The following is a 25,662-nucleotide window of genomic DNA, read 5'->3' as shown; positions in this document are numbered from 1 at the left end:
AACCTCAAGTTAACTTGAGGTAAAGCGGTTTTTTAACCAAGGGAATGGCGATGGAATTAAGTGTTGGAGAAGTGGCGAAGCGCGCTAATGTTAAAGTATCCGCGCTGCATTTTTATGAGCAGAAAGGGCTTATTTTTAGCGGTCGTAATGCGGGGAACCAACGCCGTTATGAGCGCAGTGTTCTAAGGCGGGTCGCGGTGATTAAAGCCGCGCAGCAAGTAGGTTTAACTCTTGAAGAGATAAGCCAAGCGTTTGTGCACCTGCCTAAGCATCAGGCGCCGAATAAAAGTGAATGGCAAGCGATGGCGAGTTCGTGGCATCAACTTCTTGAGCGTCGAATTCAAGCGCTGAGAAAACTGCAAAACAGTCTTGGTGAATGCATTGGTTGTGGGTGTTTATCTCTTGAGCGCTGCGCGTTGCAAAATCCGCAGGATAAATGGGGCGAGGTGCGCCCAGGAAGCAATTTGGTGGTGCCATCAAAACCGTGATAATTCAATATTGGTTTTAGCCACCGAGTTACGGTGACTAAACCTTGGGTTCTTGGTGTTCTAGATCAGAATATAGCCCCAAGTAAATGCGGCTAGTGCCAATGAGACAAATACTGCGGCAGAGCCAATGTCTTTCGCACGTCCACTCAATTCATGGTGTTCATCACTGATGCGGTCAACCACAGCTTCAACCGCTGAGTTCATTAACTCGGCAATCAATACGATGGCTAAACTGCCGATCATTGCCAACTGCTCAAGTTTGCTGACTGGCAGAAAAAACGCCACAACGATTAACACCAAGGCTGCGACACTCTCTTGACGAAAAGCGGCTTCGTTGCACCACGCAGCTCTCAATCCTTTAAATGAATACCCGGTGGCGTAAACGATACGCTTAATCCCAGTGTGACCTGTTTTCATTACGAATAGTTCCTGATTTTAGGGTTGTGTGTGGTTGACGCTGTCGCCAACTTTATAACTGTTTCGCGCGGTATAGTAATCTTTTTCAAACGCTAGGCTGCCCCACATCGCATTCGCATGGGCTTGGTCGATAACATTTTGTGCCACCGGTGCTGGTGAGAGTTTATCGACGTTTGAATCATAGCGATAAGTAGCGATACCTTGGCCGGGCAGCAGTGTGACCACTTGGTTATTTGCCGTCATCCAAGCAAAGTTCTTATCACGTTGCATGAGTGCGCGCTGCTTTTCAACGGGCACGGGTTTGGTGAGGTCAAAACCTATCATAGGGTTCACGCTGTTGATGCCAGCTAAAGAGAGTAGAGTCGGTGCTAAATCGATTTGGCTGACTAAGCGATCATCTTTGTGAGCTTCAATTCCGCCGCCGAAAATGACCGCTGGAATATGAAAGTGACCAATCGGTACCGGTGACGATCCAAAAGATCGCGCATCGTGGTCGGCAATCACCGCAAATACGGTGTTATTCCAGTAGCTTGACGCTTTGGCTTTGGCAACAAACTGACCAAGGGCATAATCGGCATAATGCACCGCATTTTCAACGGTATTTTTCGGCTGATTGTAGGGCTTAATGGTATTGTCTGGGTATTCAAACGGACTGTGGTTTGATGAGGTAAATACCAAGCTAAAGAAAGGCTTACCTTGTTTACTCAAGCGAGTAAACTGCTGATCCGCTTTATTGAACAGATCCTCATCGCTCGCTCCCCAAGAGCCGACAAATTTCGGATTGGTGAAGGTCGGGAAGTCTTGGATATCGGTAAAGCCGTTACCGAGGAAAAAGCGCTTCATATTGTCAAAATGGCTTTCTCCACCGTAGATAAACTGGGTGTGATAGTCATTGTGAGCCAACAGATCGGCAATGGTAAAGAAGTTGGTTTGGCTTTTACCGAGTTTGACCACCGAGCGCGCAGGCGTTGGTGAGAAGCCTGTCGTTACCGCTTCTAAACCTCGCACTGAACGCGTCCCTGATGCGTACATGCGAGTGAATGCCCAACCGTCGTTGATCAACTGGTCGATATTTGGCGATACATCAATGCCTCCTAAGCTTTTAACATAGCGAGCGCCGTGGCTTTCAAGCAGTAAAATGACAATGTTCTTTTGCGATTGCTGATTACTGGCGTAACGCTTGGCAAGTGTCGGCGCTTCTCCGTTGACGAAATCATTAGGGCTGACATTCATTGAAGCGCGCACTTGTGCCACGATATCTTGTTGCGGCATTTTCGGGTAAAACTCAAAAGCGTTGGCTTCACTGCCCATCTGCTTGGCAGCAAAAATTACCGCATATGACGAGTTTAGAGTCAGATCATTCACCAGAGGATCGCTAGAAAATGCCACCATTGCAGGGTTGAGTGGTCGATGGCCCAAGGTTGAGCGAGCACCGAGAATGCCAATCGCCAACACCACAACCGCGATAACCGGTCGCCAATACCATTTCGGCATAGCCAAATCGCGAGTGATTGAACGGCTCCATTTCCAACCGATAACGAGCGTTGCGATGGTTACCATCGTGGCCAATAGTAATTCGAGCTTATAGCCACTCCATAACATGCCAAACACTTCTTTGGGGTAGACAAGATACTCTATAAACAAACGGTTAGGTCTAAGGTCATATTCCGAGATAAACGGCGGCGTTGCTGCTTCCATGTAGACCGCAAGCCAAAGCCCTGCGGTGATCCAAACACGCAGTACCCAGCGCCAGACTTGGCCAAGTCGGTGCTCGCCGCTTAGCAGTGGCGACAAAAACGCAGGCAGAATAAATAAGAAACAGATCGAGGCGATATCAATGCGTAAACCGCTTGCAAAGATAGAAAACCATGATGAGAAAGAGTCGATGCGTTCTGCTTGCCACAGTGATAGAGCGATCCGTGATAGGGTGAAAATTAAAACAACAGCGATGCTGGCCATCGCAATAGGGTAAAGCGGGCCTAATCGTCTTTTAAAATTCGTCATAACTTAAGTTCATTCCTTTGCTGCACTTTAGATGCCTATATGGTGGCGATAACAACCTTTAGTGCGAGTCTAACGAACTGAACTTAAGAATGGCTTAATAAATCGAATTTCATACCGCCAAAGTTTGAGTTGTTTAACAATATTTCATTCTGTTTGTGGGTCGTTGATTTTCATATTGAATTGCATGCGATTTTATTGTGAGCGAAGCGGTGAAGTGTGAGAGCGTGAGGTTTTGATTAGGAACCCAAAGTACTAGTGATGCAAAGCGTTAAGCAAAGGCGTTGTTTGAAATCCCATGATGCTTAGTTCGCAGGTACGATTTAAGTATCATGGGTGGGTGAAGCACTCTGCTTAGCAGAGTGCTTTGCGGATATTAGCTCGGGGTGTTTTCGCCGCTTTTATCAATATTTTTGTCAAGATGCTCTCCGGCAATCAAGGCATCAAAACGACGATGACCGTGCAGTGGCTCGAGGTCTCTTTCATCAGCAATCAAATCACGCACTGAAGGGCTTGCTTCAATTGCGCGTTCTAAATCTTCGACTGCTTGATCTTCAGCGCCAAGACGTGAATAGGCGCAGGCTCGTTGGTAAAGCGCTGGACCGTTAGCATCATCCACTTCTAGTACGCGGTTACAGATGCTCATCGCCCAGTGATATTCGTTTATTTCCATTGCGGCGTCAGCTTTGTACGTCAGCGCTTCTAAATCACCAGGGCGTATACGCAAGATTTCATCGTAGACTTCGATACGTTGTTCTGGGGTCGGCATGCTTTGAGCGCGAAGCCATAAGTTATGGATTTCGTTGATTTTCTCGATTTCTTTGTTGTTTTCACTGATGATGCGTGTTTTACGCTTCAAATCGCGCTCCAAAGCCAAAAATTTCTTCTCATAGTCTTGGGCGATTTTGTTCAAGCGTTTATCGGCCATTTCTTTGGTGTTGTGTTTGATATCGCGCAGCGATTGCCAACCGAACAAAGCAACCATCGAGGCAACGCCAGCAATGATATAAAAGAAGTAAGTGACAGTGACGTTGGCGTAGTTGAGAGATTTATCCGCCACCGCTAATTCGCGGTCGGTGATTTCAACGGTCAGCTTACGCTCGAGATCTTGCTGGTCTTGGCGCAGCGACTTGAGCTCGTCAAGGATATAGCGCTCCATCAGCGGTCTATCTAACATATCGGTTTGCGAATACTTTTTGGCGTCTTCGGCATGCACCGAAAAAACCGCGAGGAGAGAGGCGAGTAGTATGACTAACAATGGACGCATTAACCTAAACCTATGTGAATATTTAAAAATTGTCGCCGCTTACGATAACAAAATGTTAAGGGTAAGCGCAAAAATCGCCATATCAAAACGACCTTTTCGGAATCTAAATTGGATTTTACCTGCTAAAACGTGCCGTTCTGTAAATTTTAGGCGAAGAAGTTTACAGGAAGCTATGTTGTTAAGTTAGGGGCGACCATTTTCTAAAAATATTAAATAAATTTTATGCAATCGGTTACATTGTGTTTTATTGTGATATGCGTCACCTTTTTGTGCTTATTTGGTGAACTTTTATTCTGAATTGAATTAAAAAAACGCTCAATTTTATAAACTAAAGCGTTAGTTATATTTGATATTGAAAAAACACCTTTTCGGCTTGTTGGTGTCATCAATTTCTTTTTTTGTGTCTTCTGCGCCTCTCCCTCCTAGCGTGCAAAATGAAATTGAAAAAAGTCAGCAACAGCGTCTTGAAGCGATTAAGCAACAAGAGCAGCAACTTGAAACGTTAACTCCTTTACCCACGCTTCCTGAATCTCCAATTCGGGAGGATGGATCATGCTTTGAGATTGCTTCGATTGGCTATCAAGGAAATACGATATTTGATAATGATGAGCTAAATCAATTGATTAACTATAAGCCTCAATGCTTAGGTTTGGCGGGGATCAATGAAATGCTACGTAAAATCACCAACCTCTATATTGAGAATGGCTATGTAACATCACGAGCTTATCTAACACCACAAAATCTTAAGTCTGGGCATCTCAATATCGTGATTCTTGAAGGCCGTTTAGAAGGCATTCGCTGGAATGGTCAGTCTAATAGCTTGCTTGATTTTGCCTTTCCTTTACTCAACGGACGAATTTTAAATTTGAGAGACATTGAGCAAGGACTCGATCAAATTAATCGTTTACAGCGCTATAACGCTCAAATCAAATTGGTTCCTTCACAGAATCAGGGTTACACCATCGTTGAAATAACGACGCCAGAAGCTGCTTTTTGGGGCAGTTCTTTGGGATTCAATAATGGTGGTTCAACCAGTACCGGTGAGACACAATTATCGGTGTCGTTAAGTGGAGAAAACGGCTTAGGCGGTCTTGAATCTGTGTCGATTTCGGGCAGCAAAAGCAGTGAATTTTCAACTGCGTTTGACTCGCAAAGTGCCAACTTGAACATTGATGTGCCTTGGGGATATTGGAATTACAGCTCTCAGATGACCTATTCCAGTTACGAGAATAGCTTTGAAAATAATGGTTTTAATATTTCTACCGATGGTCACACGAATGTCTATCAGCTTGGGGCGAATTGGTTATTTTTTCGTGATAGTCAAACCAAAGCGAAATTGACGACCTCTGTGACTCACCGTCGTGAGCGTAATTATTTGCTTGGAACCAAACTTGATAGTAGCAGCCGAAATTTAACCCATTTTAGCATCGGTGTGGAATGGAGCTCTCGTCTAGGTAATGCGTTTGTCACGGCGCAACCCAAATACAGTAAAGGCACTGAATGGTTTAACGCGATTGGTGATACCGGTCAGTCATCAAGCGCTCCGATATCAAAATTTGACCGTGCAGATTTAACGCTAAGTTATACCTATCCGCTGTCACCCAAGCTTCGTTATTCCACGACATTATACGGGCAATGGAGCAATGACACTTTATACAGTAACCAGCGTTTGAGCATTGGTGGTGAATATTCGGTTCGAGGGTTTAAGAACATCTCGATCTCTGGTGATGAAGGTTATTACTGGCGTAATGATCTGACGTATCAAATCGGTCAATGGCCAGTGGTTGGGCAAGTGAGTAGCGTACTCGCGCTCGATACCGGCACGATTAAAACCGATGAACAAGATGAGCTTGAGCGTGGGTCTTTGCTTGGCTCATCCCTCATCATACGAATGGCTCATCGCTACTATTCCAGTTCTGTTTCGATAGGCGTTCCTATCCAACACCCAAATCAATTATCCGCTGATGACTATGTCGTCAACTACCAAATTCGCTTTGCGATATAGAGCACAAGGTAAAGCAACATGACTTCTTGGCAAACTCGATTTAACCGCTTAATGGTGTACACGTTATGTTGGACGATTAACGTTCAACCGGTACTCGCAAATGTCGTGGTGAGTAACAGCAATACTCAAGTTTCTCAAGCCGCCAACGGTGTTGAAGTGGTTAATATCGCGGCTCCAAATAGCAAAGGCTTGTCGCACAACCAATACGAGATGTTCAATGTTGACGCCTCGGGATTGATATTAAATAACGCCACCCAAGCGCTTTCTCAATCGCAATTGGCTGGTATTGTTGAAGGCAATTCCAATCTTAAAGGACAAGCCGCGAGCGTCATTCTCAACGAGGTGACCGGCTCTAATCGCAGTCAGCTCAACGGATATACTGAGGTTTTGGGTAACCAAGCCAACGTAATTTTGGCGAACCCTTACGGGATCACTTGTGATGGTTGTGGATTTATCAATACGCCACGAGTCACGCTCTCAACGGGTACGCCGCAAATTAGCGATGGGCGTTTGAGTGGATTTGATGTCTCACAAGGTAATATCAGTATTGAAGGGCTTGGTCTTGATGGGAGTAACCAAACTTACTTCGATATTATTACGCGCGCGGCCAAAGTCAGTGCGGATATTCATGCCAAAGATCTTACGGTTGTCGCTGGTGATAACCAAGTTGATTATCAAACCAATCATGTTACTCATCAAAATACCACTGGTGCAGTTAAGCCAGAGGTTGCTATTGATGCTGCTGCGCTAGGTGGCATGTACGCAGGGCGCATTCAACTGATTTCAACAGACAGTGGTGTTGGCGTTAACGTTGGCAATCTTGCTGCAAGCGCTGGCAACATTCAGATCTCGGCAGACGGGCAAATCACCCTTGGCAGTGCGAGTGCCACTCAAGATATTTCTGTTACTACTGCTAAACAGCTTACTCTCGCTGGTCAGCAGTATGCAGGGAATGATTTTAACGCCCAAGCAAACTCGATCGCGGTGACAAACGCAACCCTTGCTGCGCAAAGTGAGTTGAGCTTAAGTGCTGAACAAGATATTCAGATCGCACAATCGAGCGTTAATGCCGGACTTGATAGTGATGGCACGATTACTCAGCAAGGTAAGCTAAACGTCAGTGCACAATCATTGACGTTAGAGGATGCTCAAGTGGTCTCTAGCGATGAGTTAACGACGAACGCATCGCAAGTGAGCCTTAATGAAACAAGCCAAATTCAAGCGACTCAAGCTGAGTTAACCAGCCTTTCTTCTTTAACGAACCAAGGCGAGATTCAAGTTGCCCAGCAAGTTGCATTCTCTGGAGACTCCTATCAGCTAGCTGGTGATGGAAGCATTAGCGCGCAGCGTATTTCACTTACGGGCGGCGCAGCAGATATTAATGCTCAATTACAAGGCTCGAATATCAGCTCTCAACTCGATAGCCTGGCTGTGGGTGAACAAGGGCATCTTAACGCCAGTCAAGCACTGGATTTAACCGCCCAGTCGCTGACCAGCCAAGGCGTTTTACAGTCGGCAAAAAATATTGATCTTACGGGTACGGATGTTACGAACCAAGGTTCACTGATTGCTGGGAACAATATTCAAGTTAGTGCGACGCAAGATGTGACCAATAGTGGTTTACTTTATAGCGGGCAAGATACCCGTTTGAATGTCGATGGCGATGTAGTGAACCAGCAAGGCGATATGCTGATTGGTGGTAATTTTGTCTCCCAAGGCATGACTGATGGTGAACGCAGTGCCGGATTCTATAACCGTTCGGGCAATATCGAAGCGCAAGGGGATATCACTCTTAACGCGGATACGATTGAAAATACTCGCGTAAAGGCTGAAGAAACGACCGCCAGTATTTCTAATAGTGCTCCGAGTAAAATAACCAAGACAACAACTTTATTATCGGCAACTGAATCTTGTCATGATGCCGGTGGTGGTAGTGCGTCAGGCGGTCACGAAACCTGCAGTACCAAGTATGTTTATTCCGGTATTGCTGAGCAGCGAGTCATGTCATCTGATGAAACGATTGTCGATATTGAAGGTGATACCTCCAGTATTAAAGCCGGTAATAATATTCATATCGGTGCGGATTCTTTTTCTAATATCGCGTCGCTGATTTTTAGTGAAAATGCGCTTTCTATTGATGCCACTACTGTTGCCAACCGAGCGCTTCAAGCGACCAAAAATACAGTTTATGCAAATTATCAAGCGGCTGGTTTCTCCACTTATATAAAGGGAACAAAGCTTACTGCAAATCGTAAGATCACAACCGAAACCGAGCAAGGTGAGCTCTACAACGCATCAATCATTGCCAATGGTGACATCAGTATTAATGCGACGGATTCTGTTGACAACGGCACGACCCAAGCGAATGCACAAGGCTCCGATTTAGCACTGCCGGGAGCGCCCGTGGTGACTCTGCCTGACGATCAAGCTGACAACGCGTTTATTAGTGACAACGATGTTGCGTTTCCAAATTACACGATTCCTGAGTCGCCAAACGGACTATTCGTCCCTAGTACCGATCCGCAAAGTCATTATGTTATTGAAACGAATCCATTATTAACGGATATTGGCAATTTCATTGGCTCGGATTACTTCCTTGATAAGCTCGATTATGAGCCAGAGCAAGACATCAAATTCCTCGGCGATGCGTATTACGACACGCGCACCATCACCCAAGCCATTTTTGAGCAGACAGGCCAGCGCTATTTAAGCGATGAGGTGGGCAGTGATCTGGCGCAAATGCAGGCGTTAATGGATGCAGCAGCGCAGGCGCAATCAGAGCTTGATTTGCAAGTTGGAGTGGCTCTGACATCAGAGCAAATCGCCAACTTAAGCCAAGACATTATTTGGTATGAAAAAATCACTATTGATGGTCAAGAAGTCTTGGCACCGAAGTTGTATTTGGCGTCGGCGACAGAGCAAAGCCTTGCACAAGGTGGTGCGTTAATTTCAGGTAATGATATTGAAATCGCCGCCAATACCATCACCAACCAAAACGGTTCAATCACTGCAGAAGGGGATATTGACCTTAGTGCGCAAGATAGTATTACCAACCAAAATGGGGCGATTGACGCGCAAGGTGACGTGTCATTAGCCGCGCAAAACGATATCGCCAATATTGGTGCAAGTATCTCAGGTAACGCAGTGTCTTTAGTCAGTACTGAAGGCAATGTGCTCAATCAGACTCAGGTAGAAACGCTCAGCGTTGATGCTGGTGGTCATTTGGTAAAAAATTCGCCAGCCAGCAATGCATCTGACGTGTTGACCAATGTCGGCAGCACGGCTTCAATCACAGCGCGTAATACGCTGAATATTGATGCAGGTAAAGACATTAACATTGATGCCGCGAACCTTGCCGCGCAGGGTGATATTGCATTGAATGCTGGTGGTTCCGTTAATGTAAGCGCTGCTCGGAATCAAACCACTAACTTCCAAACTGATGGCAACGCAGTGCAAACGACATCCGTTGTAACCAATATTGCTTCCGATATCAGTTCAAATGGCAACTTGGTCATTACGGCGCAGCAAGATATTAACGCCGCCGGATCCAATTTTGCTGCGCTTGGCAATTTAGCTCTCAGTGCCGGGCAAGACGTTAGTTTTACCACGGCGGTGGATGAATTATCACAGACGCTGACCAAGCGAGGTCATCAGGAGTCTTCCTCTTCGGTCACCCATCAAGGGGTGGGGCTTAGCGCGGATAACATTAGCATTGCCGCTGGCGGCGATTTAGCGATGACATCAGCCAAGTTGGATGCACAGCAAGGGGTAAGCCTTGCTGCAGATGGTGATGTAAGCTTATTGGCTGCAAATGACAGCACTTACAGCTATGACAAAACCACTAAGAAAAAATCATTTGGCCGCAAAAAAACCACGATTGATGAAAGCTTAACGGAAAGCGTGAATGCCACTGAGATAGCGGCGAGCAATATTACCATCAGTGCAGGAACGGACGCCGATGGCCAAGCGAGCGATTTGACCTTAGTTGGTGCCCAACTTAATGCAGATAGCAGCGTCAATTTGGCAGCCGATGGCGATGTGGTACTTGCCGCGCAAAGCTACCGTGAATATGAACGTCATGAAACGCAAAAAAGTGGCTTTGGTGGTTTAACGGGTAAGAATACCGGTAGCATTGATGATGCTACGTTACTTGGCAGCGCTAACGTGATTACCGGTGCTGATGTCTCTATCCAGTCGGGCAATGATATTGGGGTGATCGCCAGTAATATCAGTGCCGGTGGTCAAGTTGACCTCGAAGCTGAAAACCAAGTGGTGGTCGGCGCGGATTATGCGCAGCGCAGCAGTCAGCAATGGAGTGAAGAAAGCAGCTTGCTAAGCGGCGGCGATATCTATTCGATGAGCTCCCACCGCGAAGGGGTGACTTCGTCCACCGCACAAGGTAGCCAAATTCAATCTGGCAGTGACTTAAACATTTCTGGCGGTGACGTCACTTTAGTGGGTTCAACCCTCGCGACCAATGGCAGCGCCAACTTAAGCAGTCAATCGGGCGATATTCAAGTGCTCGCGGCAGAAAACCAAACCAGTTCCTATTCGAACGACGAACAGATGTCGATCGGTTTTGGCGATGTAGCGAATGCTGCCAATTTTGCGTCACTTGCACTGGGTAACTTTACTGGATTGCTCGGTGGTTTAGAGGATCTAAAAGATGGTCGCGTTTCGATGCAGATTGCGCAGGCGAGTTATGACAAAGTCGATACTCAAACTCAATCAACGTCGCATACAGCATCGTCTATTATTGCGAAAAATGATGTCACGTTGGACAGCCAGCAGGATATTGTCATTGAAGGTTCTCAGTTAGCTGCTGACAACGATGCTGATGCCCAAGGCAATTTATCGCTCAGTGCAAAAGGCGATGTATTAGTTCAAGAAGTTAAAGATACTTATCAAACTCAAACCGACCAAACTCATGGTAGTGCAGCGGTTAATTTTACCGTTAAACATCAAATAGCAGATACTTACGATGCCTCGGTGGCACTCAAAGACTCAGTTAAAGCGCTTAAACAAGCAAAAGATGATTATCAAGATTACAAAGACCAATTATCAGAGTTAGAAGAGAGTTACGCTAAGCTTCAGCAAGACTTGGACAACAACGTCGCGGGTGTTTCACAGGAAGATCTAACCGAATTAAGCAACCTGATTTCCGCGTCTAAAGCCGATGAATCTTGGTATACCGCAGGCATTGCGTTGGCTACGGAAGATGTGGCATCCAAATCTACTCTTCTTGCTCAGCAAATTCATACTTCAATGGACAGCAGTGTTACTCAAGGATTTAACGCTTCCCTTGACGTTAATATGAGTGTTTCGAAAAATACCACGACCAATAGTGGTACAGCTTCCGTTGCATCTGCGCTTTCAGGTCAAAATGTCACAATCAGCTCTGGATTAAACGACGAGGACGAGATTACTGTCCAAGGGTCGACTATTTCCGCTTCGGATACTCTTGCTCTTTCGAGTAATACCATCAACGTAACGGCGTCTGAAGATGAAACTCAGAGTCAGAATTCAGGGCAATCTGGCTCCATTTCGCTTTCTTTATCAGCTCATGGTGCTGCGACCGGGGCAAATATTAATGCCAATTTAAGTCGTTCTGGTAGCCAATCTAATTCAACGAGTTATACCAACAGCTCATTGTCGAGTAACCGCATTACTCTTTCCTCACAGCAAGATACAAATATTATCGGCGCTAATGTTAGCGCAGGTTCTGAATTGGAGGTGAATGTCGGCGGCGACCTTAATGTCGCATCGGTACAAAATCTGAATACTAGCAGCAGTCACAATCAAGGTGTAAGTGGCGGACTATCGACCAGCACGTCGAATTCTGCGAGTGGAACTGACATCAACGGGGTTAATGGTGGGTTTAACTTAGGGAGTGGCACTTCTTCTAACCGAAATACCATTACTACATCGATTATTTCTGGGGGCAGTGCTGATATTACTGTTGCTGGGAATACCGACTTAAAAGGTGCTGTGCTCGCTACAAGTAATGAGCAGGGGGAAGATTTAGGGGCGCTATCGCTTTCCACTAATACGTTGACTTATTCTGACCTCAGTAATACCAGCTACCAAAGTAATCAGAGCGCCAATGTAAGTGGCAATATCGGAACAGATAAGACAGGTCAGTTTGATCTCTCTGAGGGATCGTCAAACCTTCAGTATAGCGATGAGTCGAATTATCAAAAGACTAAATCACTCGCAACCATTGGCTCGGGTGATATTCAAGTTACTCAAACTGATGACGAGCAACTGACTTCTTTAAATCGCGATATTACTCAATCTGATAAAGATCTTTACGATGTAACACGCCAGCAAGGCGATTTTGATTTTACAGTGGATCATCGATTCTTCTCAGAAACTGGGCGCAACAAAATATCAGAGGACGTGATGGTCACTGATATGATTCGTGAAAGTATTGCGCTGGCGATAATGACAGAGCGTGTTGGTGTTGAAGACATTGTGTTTGAAACACAGAAACAATTGGATTCGTATAATGCGGTGAAAGCCAGAATTGCCAATGATCCTCAACTGGCCGCTGCATTACAAAACCCAGATTTAACCGCTCAAGAAAAAGAAGCGATGCTTGATGATGTTACTCATACGGTAATGGTAGAGCTTGGCTATGAAACGGATGGGTATGAAAACAAGATTATCGACAAATCAGACGATGTTCGCCTAGGTTTCCATTCTGATGAAACGGGTGATGCGTACATCAACGATGCTAGGATCGGAGATACTAAGCTACTGAATCAAGTTGCTGTACATGAAGCTGTTCATGAGATGATCGCTCAGGATGTCGCCAACGGTGGTCAGCAATACTCTGATACGGAAAACGAAACCTATGCAGACCATTTTGGAAGCAATATAGGGGATTATCTAGATGTTGGATTAGGTATTAATGGCTATGGTGATTTGGCTAGTAGTAATAACCATGTTGGTAATACAGAATTTGGAGTTATTCAGAATAATTCTGAATATGATGGACTAGATAAAAGCAAAGGAGACAACTTTGTTTGGTTGCTGATCCCAGCAATCTCTCCTGAATTGGTTAGTGGGGCATCGCTTTTAGTTGCAGGCGCAGGTATTTCTTATGGTATTGCTAGTAGCGACATGGTGTTTGGCTCGTTTGGAAGTTCTCATGGTTCTGGAGTACTTAATTGGAATTTCGAACCCCAATATTCAGACCAGGAAATTCAGCAGTTAGCGCAACTGTATAATCAATCTTTAGATGATTATAAATCAGCTGACACAAGCCGAGATCGTAGAGCCTCTTATGAATACTTACAGCAGCCCCAATTTTCTGCGGAAGTTGTAGCTAAAGCTGAAGAGTTGCGCAGTAATAGTGAGAAAGCCGACTCAATAGATCCTTCGACTTCATTACCTGTTCAAGACAGCCATGATCCGACTACGGTAACCGAGTCAGCAGAGCCGATAGCTCCGTCAACAGAGACGACGGCAACCAACGAACAAGGGTTGGGTAGCACAGAAAGCCCATCAGATTCGGGTGTTGATCCATTATTGGATGTGACCTCTAGCTCTACTGACTATGAGCCCAACCAAGGAGCCGTCGATAAAATGGAGGATTTCCTAAATCAGCCGGGATTTGGAGAAATTGTAGCAAATAGTACGAAAAAGAGTCCCAAAAAATATCAAGGTCAGCGAGTTTATGAAGTTACTGAAAAAAAAGGAAATATATTAAAAGTAGGAGATCAAGTCTATTTGGATGGTAAGCATAAAGACCATCTTGAAGTTTTCAATAAACAAAACAAAATAAAAGTTGTTTTAAACCTTGATGGTACTGTTAATGAGAAAAAAACTAAGGTAGCTTTAAAACAGGGGAGAACTTTACCAAAATGATTGAAAACTTAAACAACTTATCCAAGTATCTTGAACGTTTACCATTAGAACCTGCTGTTGACGTTAGGAGTATTAATCAAGAAATCGATGACTTATCTGAGGATATAAAGAGTTTTAAACAGAGAATAGATGAGCTTCAAGAGAGGCTCAGCGAAAATGAAGAGGTCGCACTACTAAATTCTTTAATTCTAATTAGAGCGTCGTTGTTGGATATGTCTACAGGATTTTCGAATTTAGCAGATGAATGTGAGAAAATTATTATTCATGATGGTTGGTCAGAATAACGAATTTGCATTTTCTTTGACTTTATTTTATCAGAGATGAAGAGAGCTAAGCCTGCGCTTAGCTCTTGTCGTTTGGTGGGGTTAATAAGTTGGCCAGCCGTCTGAATCCCAGTTAAGAATACTGATTAGCATTTTGGGGGTTCCGTCATCTTCGGCATCGTAGGCGTGGCGGATAATCACATCGGTGTTGAGAATATCTTGGCCGCCTGGTCCAACCCAGCGGTCATTACCTGAGTCAAAGATTTCGACGTTGCCATCGAGCATGGTTTCGCCAGATTTATTCACGTAAGGGCCAGTGATGTACTCAGAGCGGCCATAGGCGATTTGATAAGTACTATCGGTGCCTTGGCAGCACACGCCGACAGAAACGAACAGGTAGTAATAACCTTGGCGATAGATGATGCTTGGCGCTTCAATGCCGCCAGAGCGAGCCGCCAAATCATATAACGGACCAAATGGTTTCATGGTTTCTGGGTTGATACGCGTTAACTTGATGCCTGAGAACCAAGAGCCAAATACCAGCCATGGCGCGCCATCTTTGGCAACAACCAAATCCGGGTCGAGCGCATTATAATCATCGTCATTTTCGGTGGTATTGAGTACCAAGCCGTCATCTTGCCAGCCGCCACCAACGATGCTGTCAGTTGAGGTTAAGCCAATCGCAGAGGTATTTGAACCAAAAGTGGACACGGTGTAATACATCCACGCGGTGCCATTATAGAATTTGATGTCTGGCGCCCAAACGTTAAGGCCGTCGTTCTCGGGTACATAGTCGGTCCACCAATCTAAACCGTCAGCGAAAATGTTGTCGGCAGCAAGCCATGTCAGCCCGTCGGTTGAGTATTTACCAGCAATACCGGTTTCGCTGGTTTGAAATTCCCACCAAATACCGTCTTCATAAGTTAAGGTTGGATCGTGAGTGACTAAGTTGCCCGACAACTCCCAGTGGTCTTCACTGCCGCCGGTGACGGATGGATCGTAGGGCTCAGATTCAACGCTGGCGGTTTTGGTAAGCGTCCACAACTGAGCATCATTGGCGGTGTATTCCCATTGGTCGACGTTGGCGCCATCGGAGGTATCAAAATCATATAAGTCGAGAGCTTTACCGCTATTGACGTTGATAAAGCTGTAGTAACCGTCGTTTTCCTCGATGGTCCATAACTGGCCGTCTTGGTAGTTAAATTCCCACTGGCTGACGTTAGCTCCATCGTCGCTAGAAAACTCGTAAACTTCCAACGCTTTGCCACTGTTTAGGTTGATGATCGCGTACTGATCATCGCCTTGGTTAGTGATTAACCATTTTTGGCAGTCGTAGCCAGTATCAGACCAGACGCCGACATTGTCGCCATCATCACTCAAACAACTGGTGACTTCGAGCAACTTATCGCTGTGTTTTGAGGTAATGGTGTAAACCCCGTTATCTAATGCCAGAGCCAGTGGACTGGCGAGCACGGCAGAGCAAAGTAATAAACCCGTGTGATGTTTTTTCATTGTGTTTCCTTATTTGCATTATTGGATACGATATATAATCGGTAATGTTCTAAACGACATTTGTTCCACAACTGTATAAGTGTTTTATAACTTCATAATTGCTTGATGAATATATAAGCGTTTTGCCAATATAAAAAGTGATGTTCTGCATGAAATAAAATGTAAAAACAACAACTTAGTTTTTTAATAATATAACAAACTGATTAGGCTGTTTTTTGTTTGTGATATTTATTTATCGTTAATTCTATTATTTTAAGTTTAACTAGTTATTGTTTTGTTTATATTTTATGTGACAATTTATTTTGGTAATTAAATTAATAAAGTGAGCAATCTGCAGCACGTTATTTATTTTCAATGCGCGATATCACCAGTTCTGATGGCGGGTGATGGTTTTGGGTGTTGCTGAAAAGTGGCTAGTGCTGCGTAGTGCTTTTGGTCGACTGGTCGGATTAGAAAATTGCGGAATATGAAAAATGAAGCATATAGAAAAACTTACCTTGAAATGCGTCTGTGTTCACAAGGCGACTTGGACAGAAACTGCGCCGAATTATTAAATCCAAGAATAGTTTGCTTTATTTATTATAAATAAGCCTTGAATTATTTAACCTTTACATTGCGGTTAATACATTCTCTTAACATTCTGTTTTATATGAATAATATAAATTATCAATCACTTAGCTTTGTTTGTCGTGGCTAGATTTTTCGTCCAATGTTTAGCGTTGCGAATGAATATCGCTCAACCTTGTTCGGTTGGGCGAATTTATTACGCATTGAGGTTGAGAAAGTGATTCTCAATTGAGTTAAATAAGATAGGGAAATAAACACAATGGCTGAACAGACAGCAATCAAATCCGTCCCAACTTTTGGGGCAGATATCGAGGCCGAATTAGTCTCAGGCGCCCATTCAATTGGCAAACTGTATGACTTTCAAGGGCTGATGGCGAGTGCGGAATCGTGCAATTCGTCACGCCCAGCAGTGTTTCAAGATATCAATGTGATGGCGAGTGAACCGGTTAAGGTGGGCAATCAGTATTACGTCTATCCGCAAATTTGCGAACTCAATAATGGCCAAAGTTTGAGTGAAAAAGACACCATAGAACAAACTTCATTTCGAAGTTTTGAGAAGGAAATCTCCACGCGTGCCGGGGTTCGGGGCCGTTATGGCGCGTTTTCGGGCTCACTGACTATGGAATACAGTCAAAATGTTCGCACCGAAAAGAGCACCCATTTTGTCGCTATTAATGTGATGTGTCAGTACGGGACGCTTCGTCTGGCCAATTATCGCGATTTAGCTCTGATACCAGAGTTTGATAACGCGCTTAATTCGCCTGAAGTGCCAGCTAAAACGCTGTTCAATGAGTGGGGAACCCATATTGTAGCAGGGGTGCGTTTAGGGGGGAGAGCCTCTTATATGTGTTCTGGCAGCAGTCAACACTATTCAAGTTTGCAGCAATTTAGCACCCAAGCTAAAGCCAAGTATGCGCGGGTGTCGGGGTTTGCGGAATTTGGTATTAGCACTGAGGTCAACACCAGCGATGTTTACTCGCAAACAGGTTTGCAGATTCTCGGTGGCGATCCGAGCTTACTCAATGATCAGCAGTGGGATGATTGGGTGAGTACCGTTGCAGATAACCCAGATTGGATGGCGTTTACCGATAAAGGGCTGCTGCCTGTTTGGGAGCTATGTAAAGACAGTACTCGCAGAGATACGCTTGAGATGGAGTTTACGCGTTTGTATACGCCGCGCTGCTATGATCCGGTGTGGAAAGATTATTCTCGGCCAGGTGATCATGGCATTCAAGTTGGATGTTTTACCGTGGATCCGCTTGAATTTGTTACCGGTTTTGGCGCGCGGATTAACAGTAAGTGCCACTTTACCCGCTGCGCCGTGCAGTTTGAAAACGCTGCCACTGGGTTTAGAGAATGGCGAGTCGACGGTGACAAAAACAGCTTTAATCCGGGAGATTATGAACGCCTGGTTGAAGTGCCAGAAGGCTGCGCGCTGACTGGACTTGGTCTGCGAGAAGAAAGTAATAACCTCAACCGTTTAGTGGCTTACTACCAGTTGATTACTCAGGTTAAAGACAAATTCAATCAGTCGGTTTCGGCTTTAGAGCCGCTGGTCTCCCATATGCACGCGCCACATAGTAGCGGCGGCGGGTTTGAAGTGGTGTATGAACCAGAAAACAATAATGGCAAAGTAATTCAGGGCATCAAAGTCAGCTCGTCCAGCCGCGCCAAAAGTGTGGTGGCATTGAAACTGTTGCAAGCGGACTTTATGTTACCAATCTCCAAAAAAGAGTAGTCGTTCTTTTTTTGTTGCCAACTTTTGACTGCTTTTTAAGTAAACCACCTTATGTCTTGTATGCACAGGCGTAAGGTGGTTTTTGCTTTTACGGTCCCTACATCGCCACTGACTTTGGTACAGGGTCACATTTTGTTAGTGATAAGAATATAATTTGGCTTTCATTGATAAGTGTCATGTATAGAAAGCCCAATGCGTTTATAAAATGGCTTGGCAGTTAACTTAGCACTTATGGATGAATGAGAATTTTTAATGACCAGCCGCATCACTCGCAATAAAACTTACCCAGCGAACGCTAATCTGATTTCGACAACCGATCCGCAAAGCCATATCACTTACGCCAATCCGGATTTTTGCGAGATCGCTGGCTATCAGCCCGAGGAACTCGACGGTGAGTTGCATAATATCGTGCGTCACCATGATATGCCCAAAGCGGCGTTTGCTCAGTTGTGGCACTACCTTGGCCAAGGTAAAAGCTGGATGGGGCTGGTTAAGAATCAGTGTAAAGATCGCGGTTATCATTATTGGGTGTCAGCGTTTGTCACCCCGATTCGCGATGCGCAAGGCCGCGTGGTGGAGTATCAATCGGTACGCTCAAAGCCAAGCCAGCAGCAAACCGAGCGCGCCGAGGAGTTGTACCAAACGTTGCAAGCCGGGAAAACATCACGTCAATGGCGTTTTCCACTGCATCAAATATTGGTGGGGTTATCGTCGCTTACCTTGGTGGGCTGCGGCGCGGAATTGGTGCTTGCGCCGTCATGGTTGGCTTCTTTGGTGGCGATAGTGAGCACCGGCTTACTTACGACTTCCATTTATCAACATCAGCGTTATCGGCATTTAAGCGAGTTGGCACAGCAAGCGTACGTCAATCCATTGATGGAGAAACCGTATACCGGACATTTTGATGATTACTCGCGCTTAGAGCTGGCGTTATTGATGCGTAAAGCGGAGCTTCGCGCGGTGACTGCCAGAGCGACAGAGACGTCGGGGCAGATATTGCACTCGGCTGAGAAAGAGTTTGCCAATATTCAAACCATTGGTCGTAGCTTAGAGCAGCAGTGTGAAGAAACTCAAAGCGTGGCAACGGCGGTGGAAGAGCTCACACATTCGATTCAAGATGTGGCGAACTCGGCTGCTGATGCCCATGGTTTGACTCAAGCTGCGGCGCTGCAATCTGCTGAGAGTCAGCAAAGTTTGGCGAAAACTGACCAAGCGATTAATCAGCTGGTCAGTGCTTTGGGTGAGTCGCAGCAGATCATCGATACCTTGCAAACCGAGACTCAAGACATTCGTCAGGTGTTAACCGTCATCAGCCAAATCTCAGAGCAAACCAATTTGCTGGCGCTCAACGCGGCGATTGAAGCGGCGCGTGCTGGTGAGCAAGGGCGTGGATTTGCGGTAGTGGCGGATGAAGTGCGCCAATTGGCGGCCAAAACCAGCGATTCAGCCGATGAGATTCAGGCCATGCTCAACCAATTTCAAGGTACGGTGACGCGCGCGTTTGATTCAATGCAGCATGGTATTGAGCTTTCTAACCAGTGCCAGCAACGAGCAGGCAGTACCGGTGAGGTGCTCAAAGACATCAACCATAAACTCACGCAAGTGGCTGACAACAGCCATCAAATCGCCAGCGCGGTTGAGCAGCAAGCAGGCGTGACTCGCGAGATCAACAGTAATATCGCCAATATCCAGAGTTTGGCCAATCATACCTCTGAGCATTCGCAAAGCTCAGTGCAGCGTACTCGCCAGTTGGTGGACGGTATCGAAGCGTTAAAACGGCTAATGCAGCAGTTTGTTGAGTAGCCAGTTTGTTGAGTAAGCAGGCGTTGAGTAAAGAAAGTGGAGTAAAAAAGGGCGTTGGCTGGGTGACTGTCCGGTGGAAGGTTCCTTTTCTCACCGGGCAGAAATTGGCGTGTGACAGTTTAAGCCGCTTAGGCGTGGAACGTGTCTAGGTTCGGATTCCAGAATGCTTTGTCGATGCGCTGGGTCAGCTGTTCAAGCGTCAGGTTTTGTTCGGCGCTTGCGCCTTCTTCAATCGCTTGAATGGCAACCGCGTGGGCAATTGCTTTGGAAATATCCAGCGTTGATTCAATCGCTGGTAACACTTCGTAGTCAGTGTTGCGTGCGCATTCAAAGCTCGCCAGTGCATCCATGGCTTTTTGCAGCATAGTATCGGTGATCGTGGTGGCATTAACCACGTGTGCGCCAAGGCCGATGCCTGGGAACACATAGACGTTATTACACTGTGAAATGACATGGCTGCGACCTTCAAATTCGATTGGCGCAAACGGGCTGCCCGTCATCACAATCGCTTGGTCACCAATCCAGTCGAAAACTTGTTGTGGCGTTACTTCACAAGCGCTAACTGGGTTTGAGAGTGGCATGATAACCGGCATATGAGTACCTTCTGCCATGGCGCGAATTACCGCTTCGCTAAACAAGCCCGTCACACCCGTCACACCAACAATCACGTCAGGTTGAATGTGCTTAACCGCTTCAAGCAGCGCTAGTGGTTCGCCGGCTACAGGGCGCTCAGATGTCGGGCGCGCCAGCGGCGTTTGCATTTCATTCAGAGGGTCATCGGCAAATAACACGCCGTCACGGTCAACAAGGTAGACAGCACCTTGCTCAAATCCAAAGCTGCGATTGATAAGATCCGCAATCCCACAACCGGCTGAACCACCACCGACGACAAACACTTTGGCATTCTTGGCTTGTTTGTTGGCTTTGGTCAGCGCACGTTTGATTGAAGCGACAGCAACAGTGGCAGTGCCTTGAATATCATCGTTAAAGCAGCGGTATTGATGCTGGTATTTTTTCAGCAGCGGGTAGGCGTGGTTGTTGCTGAAATCTTCAAACTGAATGATGGCATTTGGCCAGCGCGCGGCAAGCGCACTCATCACTTCATCAAGGTAGCGGTAAAACTTATCGTCTTCGATACGTGCTTGTTTATCACCTAAATATTGAGGGTCATTTTTAAGCGCTTCGTTGTTGGTACCTACATCGATACACACAGGCAAAGTGCGCTCTGGAGGAATACCGCCTACGGCAGTGTAAAGTGACAATTTACCAATCGAAATGCCCATGCCGCCAATACCAAGGTCACCAAGACCCAGCACGCGAGAGCCATCAGTAACCACGATGATATCGATGTCTTGATTGATTTGATTAACTTGCTCCGCTACCGATTGACCATCGCGGTAAGTGAGGTACAAACCACGTGGTGAAAAGTTAAGGTAGCTGTAGTTCTGACACGCGTCGCCAACCGATGGCGTGTAAATGTACGGCAGGCTGTCGCGAATATTTTCACGAATGTAGTGGTAAAACAGTCGCTCGTTTTGATCTTGAACATGACGAAGCGTTAAGTACTTCGACAGGTTATTGTTTGCCAAATCGAGAGAAAAGCGGATCTGAGCGGTCTTTTTCTGAAGATTTTGCAGTGACATGTCGACGGAAGAAAGCGGGGCAAGCCCCGCATTTGAATTAATATTAAATTCGTTTATCTGTGACATAACAAGGCCTTATAAGAAAAGTTCTAAAATAAAAGTGGCCAGAATCAACATGAAGGCACCACCGAGGCGGGATGAAATCTGTGCAAATGGCATCAGACTCATTCGCTTACATGACGCGAGAACGGCGACATCACCCGTTCCACCCATATTTGCCATGCATAAACCGCCAGTAATGGCTGCTTCAATTGGATAGAAGCCTATTAAACGCCCAACAAGAGCGCTACCGACTATGGCGCCCATTACCGTTGCAACTACCATTGCAAGGTTGGTCCATGTGAGTGCCATAACAATTTGGTCAAGGTTGGTGTAAACCACACCGATACCTACGAGGAGAGCAGGCGTTAGGTTGTTGACCACGAACGTGCTCCATGCGTGTGCCGCGCGCTCAAGTTCTCGTGGCATCACACCAGAGATTTTCACGAACGCCACAAAAAGAATCATTAATGCGTAAGGGTGCATTTCAATCACTGAGCTCAGCAAAGTGCCGACCAAAAACATTGTGATTGCAAGCAGGGCACCAACACCAAGTGCTTGAACAGAAGCCGGTGCGTCATGTTCTTCTTGTGCTGGTTTATCAAGTTGCTCACGCATAAGTTTACCGTTACCGGTGAGAGACGGAACGGCGTTGCCAAGTTTGTCTAACAGACCCGCCATCACGATCGCAACCGCGTTACCAATCGCCAGTGCTGGAACCATTTTTGACATCAGCGCTTCGGTTGACATATCGGTGCTGCCTTTCATGATCTCAACCAAAGGCACTGCGCCTGCGCCCATGCCGCCGCCCATAATTGGCAGTGCAATCAGCATGATAGAGTTGAAGAAGCCTTCACCTAGAATCGCGCCAACCAATCCTGCAAACAGGAATGCGCAGGCTACACCACCGAAAATAACCGGAATGTATTTAAGTGCTGCTTTCTTAAGGACTTCGGTTTCCATGCCCAAAATCGAGCCAGTCACAAGGCTTGCAATAAAGAACGACAGGAATCCGCCACCTTTAACAAACGTAGTCACTGTGGTGACAGTGTCAGCAGGAATCAAACCTGAGTGGAAAATATAAGAAGAGCCGAAAATGACCACAATCGCACCACCACCAAAGTACTGGTTGATGATTGGGGTTTTGTTACCGACCAAGTTTAGGATGTAGCCGACAACAGCCATCACGCCGAGGGCGCCAATCAGGCCGCTTGGCATTTTGTTCTCGATGGTCGCAACCATGATGACAACAGCGGAAAGCGCAAACACAATATTAATCATGAGTTTATCGCGTGAAGATATGACATCATTGTTAAACATATATTACTCGCTTGTAGGGTTGTTTTAAAAATTTTGCGAAGTTTAACAACTCTTGCGACAAGGAAGATTGAGAATTGAGGTAATGTAACTATTAAAACCTTTTGTAACTTTTGTTCATGGAAGGTTGAGGTTTTTTAATCAAAAGTTGGATAAATTTTGACTCGGAAAAGATAACCACGGAAAATGCGCCGCTAAGTTTACATTTGAATAGTGACTGATTATGAAATTGAAGAGTCATTTAGCGTTAAGTGCCATCGCAACCTCAACCGTGGTTGTGATTACTGTGCTGTACGCTATCTATTTCTTGCTTCAAAATCAGTATCAGCAAGGGCTGCAAGAACGCGGCATTGAGCTGGCGAAAGTGCTGGCGCACGATGGCAATATTGTCGCCGCGGTCAATCTGGCCAATGAGGATCGCGAGCAAGACATCGTTGATTACATCGAAGCGATTCGCGCCCAAACCGATGCCTCTTATATTGTGGTGGTGGATAACCAGGGCTTGCGCCTCAGTCATCCCAACCGCGAGCGTATCGGCAAACATTTTATTGGCGCAGACATTGAGCCGACGCTACAAAGCGGCCTCATTCATAGCAGTGAAGCCAAAGGCTCCCTTGGTTTGGCGATTCGAAACTTTGTGCCGCTGATGCAAAACGGTCAAGTGATAGGCGCCATCTGCGTGGGCTATTTGTCTGAAAAAACCTCGCGCATTGTGATGGCCCAGTACCGCGAAATCGGCTTGATGATAGGTTTGGTGTATGTAATTGCGATTACCATGACGCTGCTGATCCTATATAAAATGCGCCGCACCTTTTTGGATTATCAGCCCGAAGAGATCGTGGCGAAGTTTCGCGAGCACGAGCTGATCCTCGACAGCATTCGCGATGGCATCATCGCCATCGATCAAGACTTGAGTGTCACCACTTTAAACCGCTCGGCAACGCTACTGCTCCCAAGTATCGCCCAGCGCGAGCAGCAGAAACTTAAGCTTGGCGACTTTGCGCCGACACTGGCGCACTTGGTGTTGGAAAATCGCGGTCGCTACCATCAGGGTGAGTTTTCACTCGGGCAAACTCAGTATCGCGCGCACTTGTATCCGATTTATCGAACTAAGCAGTTAACCGGTCATGTGGTGGTCTTTTTTGCCAACCTGAAAACCAGTGAGCTAGAAAAAGAGCTGATGTATTTGAAAAATTACGCTCAGCTGCTGCGCAGTAAAACCCATGAGTATTCGAATAAACTCAATACTCTATCTGGCATGTTGCAGCTTAAAAATTATCAACAAGCGGTGAGCTTTATTCAGCAAGAGAGCGATAATTACCAAGCGATCGTCAATCATATCGTTCACTATGTGCAAGACAGTGCGATTGCTGGCTTGCTGCTGAGTAAATTCAACAAAGCCTCGGATATGGGCGTCGATTTCTCGTTAGACAGCGACAGCCGCCTTGGTCAGTATCCAAAATTGGTGACCGATAAGCTCATCACCATTATTGGCAACTTAATTGATAACGCATTGCTGGCCGCTTGGCAGCAACGGGATAAACATTCACCACAGGTGTCGGTGTATTTAAGCGACCGTGGCCAACATTTGCTGGTCGAGGTCGCCGACTCTGGCGCCGGTGTAGACAGTGCGATCGCCAAGCAAATTCTCGATTTCGGTGTGTCGACCAAACAAGCGGGTAGTGCGGGTGATGAGCAGCATGGTGTGGGTTTGTATCTAGTGCATCAATTGGTGAATTTTTTCTCCGGCAGTTTGGAGTGGGAACGCAGCGAAGCGCATGGTAATGAAGCCGTGAGCACAGTGTTTAGTGTCTATTTAGATAAACAAATTTTGAATCAGTATGACTAATTTCAGCGTAATGATTGTCGAAGATGACGTTCGCGCCAGCTATTTGTTGGAGTCGACCGTTAACCAAGACAGCGATTTTCAAGTGTTGGCGATAAGTGAAAGCGTGGCTGATGCCATGCTGCAGTATGCGGTGTTTCAGCCGCAGTTGATTTTTGTCGACATCACTTTGCCCGACGGTAACGGCATTGAATTTATGCGTCGGCTACGCAAACAAGGCGCGCAGTGCGATTTCATCATGACCACCGCCGAGCGTGAAACCACCACTGTCGAGCAAGCGGTGCATTTGGGTGTGATTGATTACCTCGTTAAACCGATTCGTATGTCGCGCGTTATTCAAGCGCTGCAAGATTACAAAGCCTATAAGCAACAGTTGCTTAACCAGCAGCAAGTCAATCAAAGTGATATCGATATGCTGCTGCGTAAACGCGCACTCAAACCCGAGCGCGACACGCCTAAAGGCATTGATGCCACGACGTTGGAAAGCTTAAAAGCCTTGCTCGAGCAGCAGCAAATAAGTGAGTTTTCCGCTGAGGAGATTGGCGTGCAGATGAATGTCAGCCGAGTCACCGCAAGGCGCTATCTTGAGTTTTTGGAAAGTGAAGGTGTGGTGCAGTTAGTGCTTAACTATAAAACCGGCGGTCGCCCACAGCGTTTGTATCGCACTGTGTTAAACAAATAAATTTTTGATGGCTAATACCGATGCTCTTCGTCGATGGTGAAGGGTGTTTTTATTCACCCACCTTATTTACTCTTTTATTTAATTAATACGCTTATTTTGACCAGCTTCATCACATACGGTGCAAGTCATAAAATAAGCGGTTTGTCCCCTACAAATCGCGATCTAAATAACTCTATTTGATTGTGATTAAATATCAGTCTGT

General features: G+C 46.0%; 14 protein-coding genes. 8 read left to right on the top strand and 6 right to left on the bottom strand.

What is annotated here, in order from left to right; translation table 11 throughout:
• The first annotated feature begins 50 nt into the window (after positions 1-50).
• Positions 51-488 carry a redox-sensitive transcriptional activator SoxR gene (soxR, locus tag BLS03_RS03565; RefSeq protein ID WP_093269791.1) on the top strand — a complete coding sequence of 146 codons (438 nt, stop codon included), beginning with the start codon at positions 51-53 and terminating at the stop codon, positions 486-488.
• A gap of 60 nt (positions 489-548) precedes the next feature.
• Here the strand turns inward: soxR and BLS03_RS03560 are convergent, their stop codons facing one another.
• The 3 genes from BLS03_RS03560 to BLS03_RS03550 form a co-directional block, all read right to left on the bottom strand.
• The gene (locus tag BLS03_RS03560; protein WP_093269788.1) at positions 549-905 is read right to left on the bottom strand and encodes a diacylglycerol kinase; all 357 of its coding nucleotides are present in this window, start codon (positions 903-905) and stop codon (positions 549-551) included.
• A gap of 18 nt (positions 906-923) precedes the next feature.
• Complete coding sequence (locus BLS03_RS03555) at positions 924-2,909, bottom strand: LTA synthase family protein (protein ID WP_093269785.1); 1,986 nt, start codon at positions 2,907-2,909, stop codon at positions 924-926.
• A gap of 373 nt (positions 2,910-3,282) precedes the next feature.
• Positions 3,283-4,173: a tetratricopeptide repeat protein gene (locus tag BLS03_RS03550; protein WP_093269782.1), complete on the bottom strand. Its 891-nt coding sequence runs from the start codon at positions 4,171-4,173 to the stop codon at positions 3,283-3,285.
• A 379-nt stretch (positions 4,174-4,552) separates the two neighbouring features.
• On the opposite strand from BLS03_RS03550, the gene BLS03_RS03545 reads away from it, so the two are divergent.
• The 3 genes from BLS03_RS03545 to BLS03_RS03535 are packed head-to-tail and all read left to right on the top strand — an operon-like array spanning position 4,553 to position 14,334.
• Complete coding sequence (locus BLS03_RS03545) at positions 4,553-6,178, top strand: ShlB/FhaC/HecB family hemolysin secretion/activation protein (protein WP_176765510.1); 1,626 nt, start codon at positions 4,553-4,555, stop codon at positions 6,176-6,178.
• Between the two features lie 18 nt (positions 6,179-6,196).
• A complete protein-coding gene (locus tag BLS03_RS03540; RefSeq protein ID WP_093269777.1) occupies positions 6,197-14,050 on the top strand; it encodes a two-partner secretion domain-containing protein in 7,854 nt (2,617 codons plus the stop codon).
• On the top strand, positions 14,047-14,334 hold the full coding sequence (locus BLS03_RS03535; protein WP_093269774.1) for a hypothetical protein: 288 nt from the start codon (positions 14,047-14,049) through the stop codon (positions 14,332-14,334). The genes BLS03_RS03540 and BLS03_RS03535 overlap by 4 nt, the downstream gene beginning before the upstream one ends.
• Positions 14,335-14,415: 81 nt before the next feature.
• Here BLS03_RS03535 and BLS03_RS26010 read toward each other — a convergent pair whose 3' ends face one another.
• Positions 14,416-15,825, bottom strand: a complete 1,410-nt coding sequence (locus tag BLS03_RS26010; RefSeq protein WP_093269771.1) for a family 43 glycosylhydrolase — start codon at positions 15,823-15,825, stop codon at positions 14,416-14,418.
• Between the two features lie 826 nt (positions 15,826-16,651).
• On the opposite strand from BLS03_RS26010, the gene BLS03_RS03525 reads away from it, so the two are divergent.
• Positions 16,652-18,130 carry an MAC/perforin domain-containing protein gene (locus tag BLS03_RS03525; protein ID WP_093269767.1) on the top strand — a complete coding sequence of 493 codons (1,479 nt, stop codon included), beginning with the start codon at positions 16,652-16,654 and terminating at the stop codon, positions 18,128-18,130.
• Between the two features lie 252 nt (positions 18,131-18,382).
• Entirely contained in the window at positions 18,383-19,933 is a 1,551-nt protein-coding gene (locus BLS03_RS03520) for a methyl-accepting chemotaxis protein (protein ID WP_093269765.1), read from the top strand.
• A 128-nt stretch (positions 19,934-20,061) separates the two neighbouring features.
• On the opposite strand, the gene maeA is transcribed toward BLS03_RS03520, so the two are convergent.
• The gene (maeA, locus tag BLS03_RS03515; RefSeq protein ID WP_093269762.1) at positions 20,062-21,642 is read right to left on the bottom strand and encodes an oxaloacetate-decarboxylating malate dehydrogenase; all 1,581 of its coding nucleotides are present in this window, start codon (positions 21,640-21,642) and stop codon (positions 20,062-20,064) included.
• A gap of 9 nt (positions 21,643-21,651) precedes the next feature.
• The gene (locus BLS03_RS03510; RefSeq protein ID WP_245696565.1) at positions 21,652-22,896 is read right to left on the bottom strand and encodes a 2-hydroxycarboxylate transporter family protein; all 1,245 of its coding nucleotides are present in this window, start codon (positions 22,894-22,896) and stop codon (positions 21,652-21,654) included.
• Between the two features lie 259 nt (positions 22,897-23,155).
• Between BLS03_RS03510 and BLS03_RS03505 the strand changes: the two genes are divergently transcribed.
• Positions 23,156-24,781: an ATP-binding protein gene (locus tag BLS03_RS03505; RefSeq protein WP_093269757.1), complete on the top strand. Its 1,626-nt coding sequence runs from the start codon at positions 23,156-23,158 to the stop codon at positions 24,779-24,781.
• Positions 24,774-25,460 (top strand): response regulator, encoded by a 687-nt coding sequence (locus BLS03_RS03500; RefSeq protein ID WP_176765509.1) that lies wholly within the window; start codon positions 24,774-24,776, stop codon positions 25,458-25,460. The genes BLS03_RS03505 and BLS03_RS03500 overlap by 8 nt, the downstream gene beginning before the upstream one ends.
• Positions 25,461-25,662 lie beyond the last annotated feature (202 nt).

The sequence above is a fragment of the Vibrio xiamenensis genome (genome assembly GCF_900100015.1).
In the GTDB taxonomy this organism is placed as follows: domain Bacteria; phylum Pseudomonadota; class Gammaproteobacteria; order Enterobacterales; family Vibrionaceae; genus Vibrio; species Vibrio xiamenensis.
The sequence above is the reverse complement of the archived record's forward strand: the minus strand, read 5'-3'. Positions and strand labels throughout refer to the sequence as shown.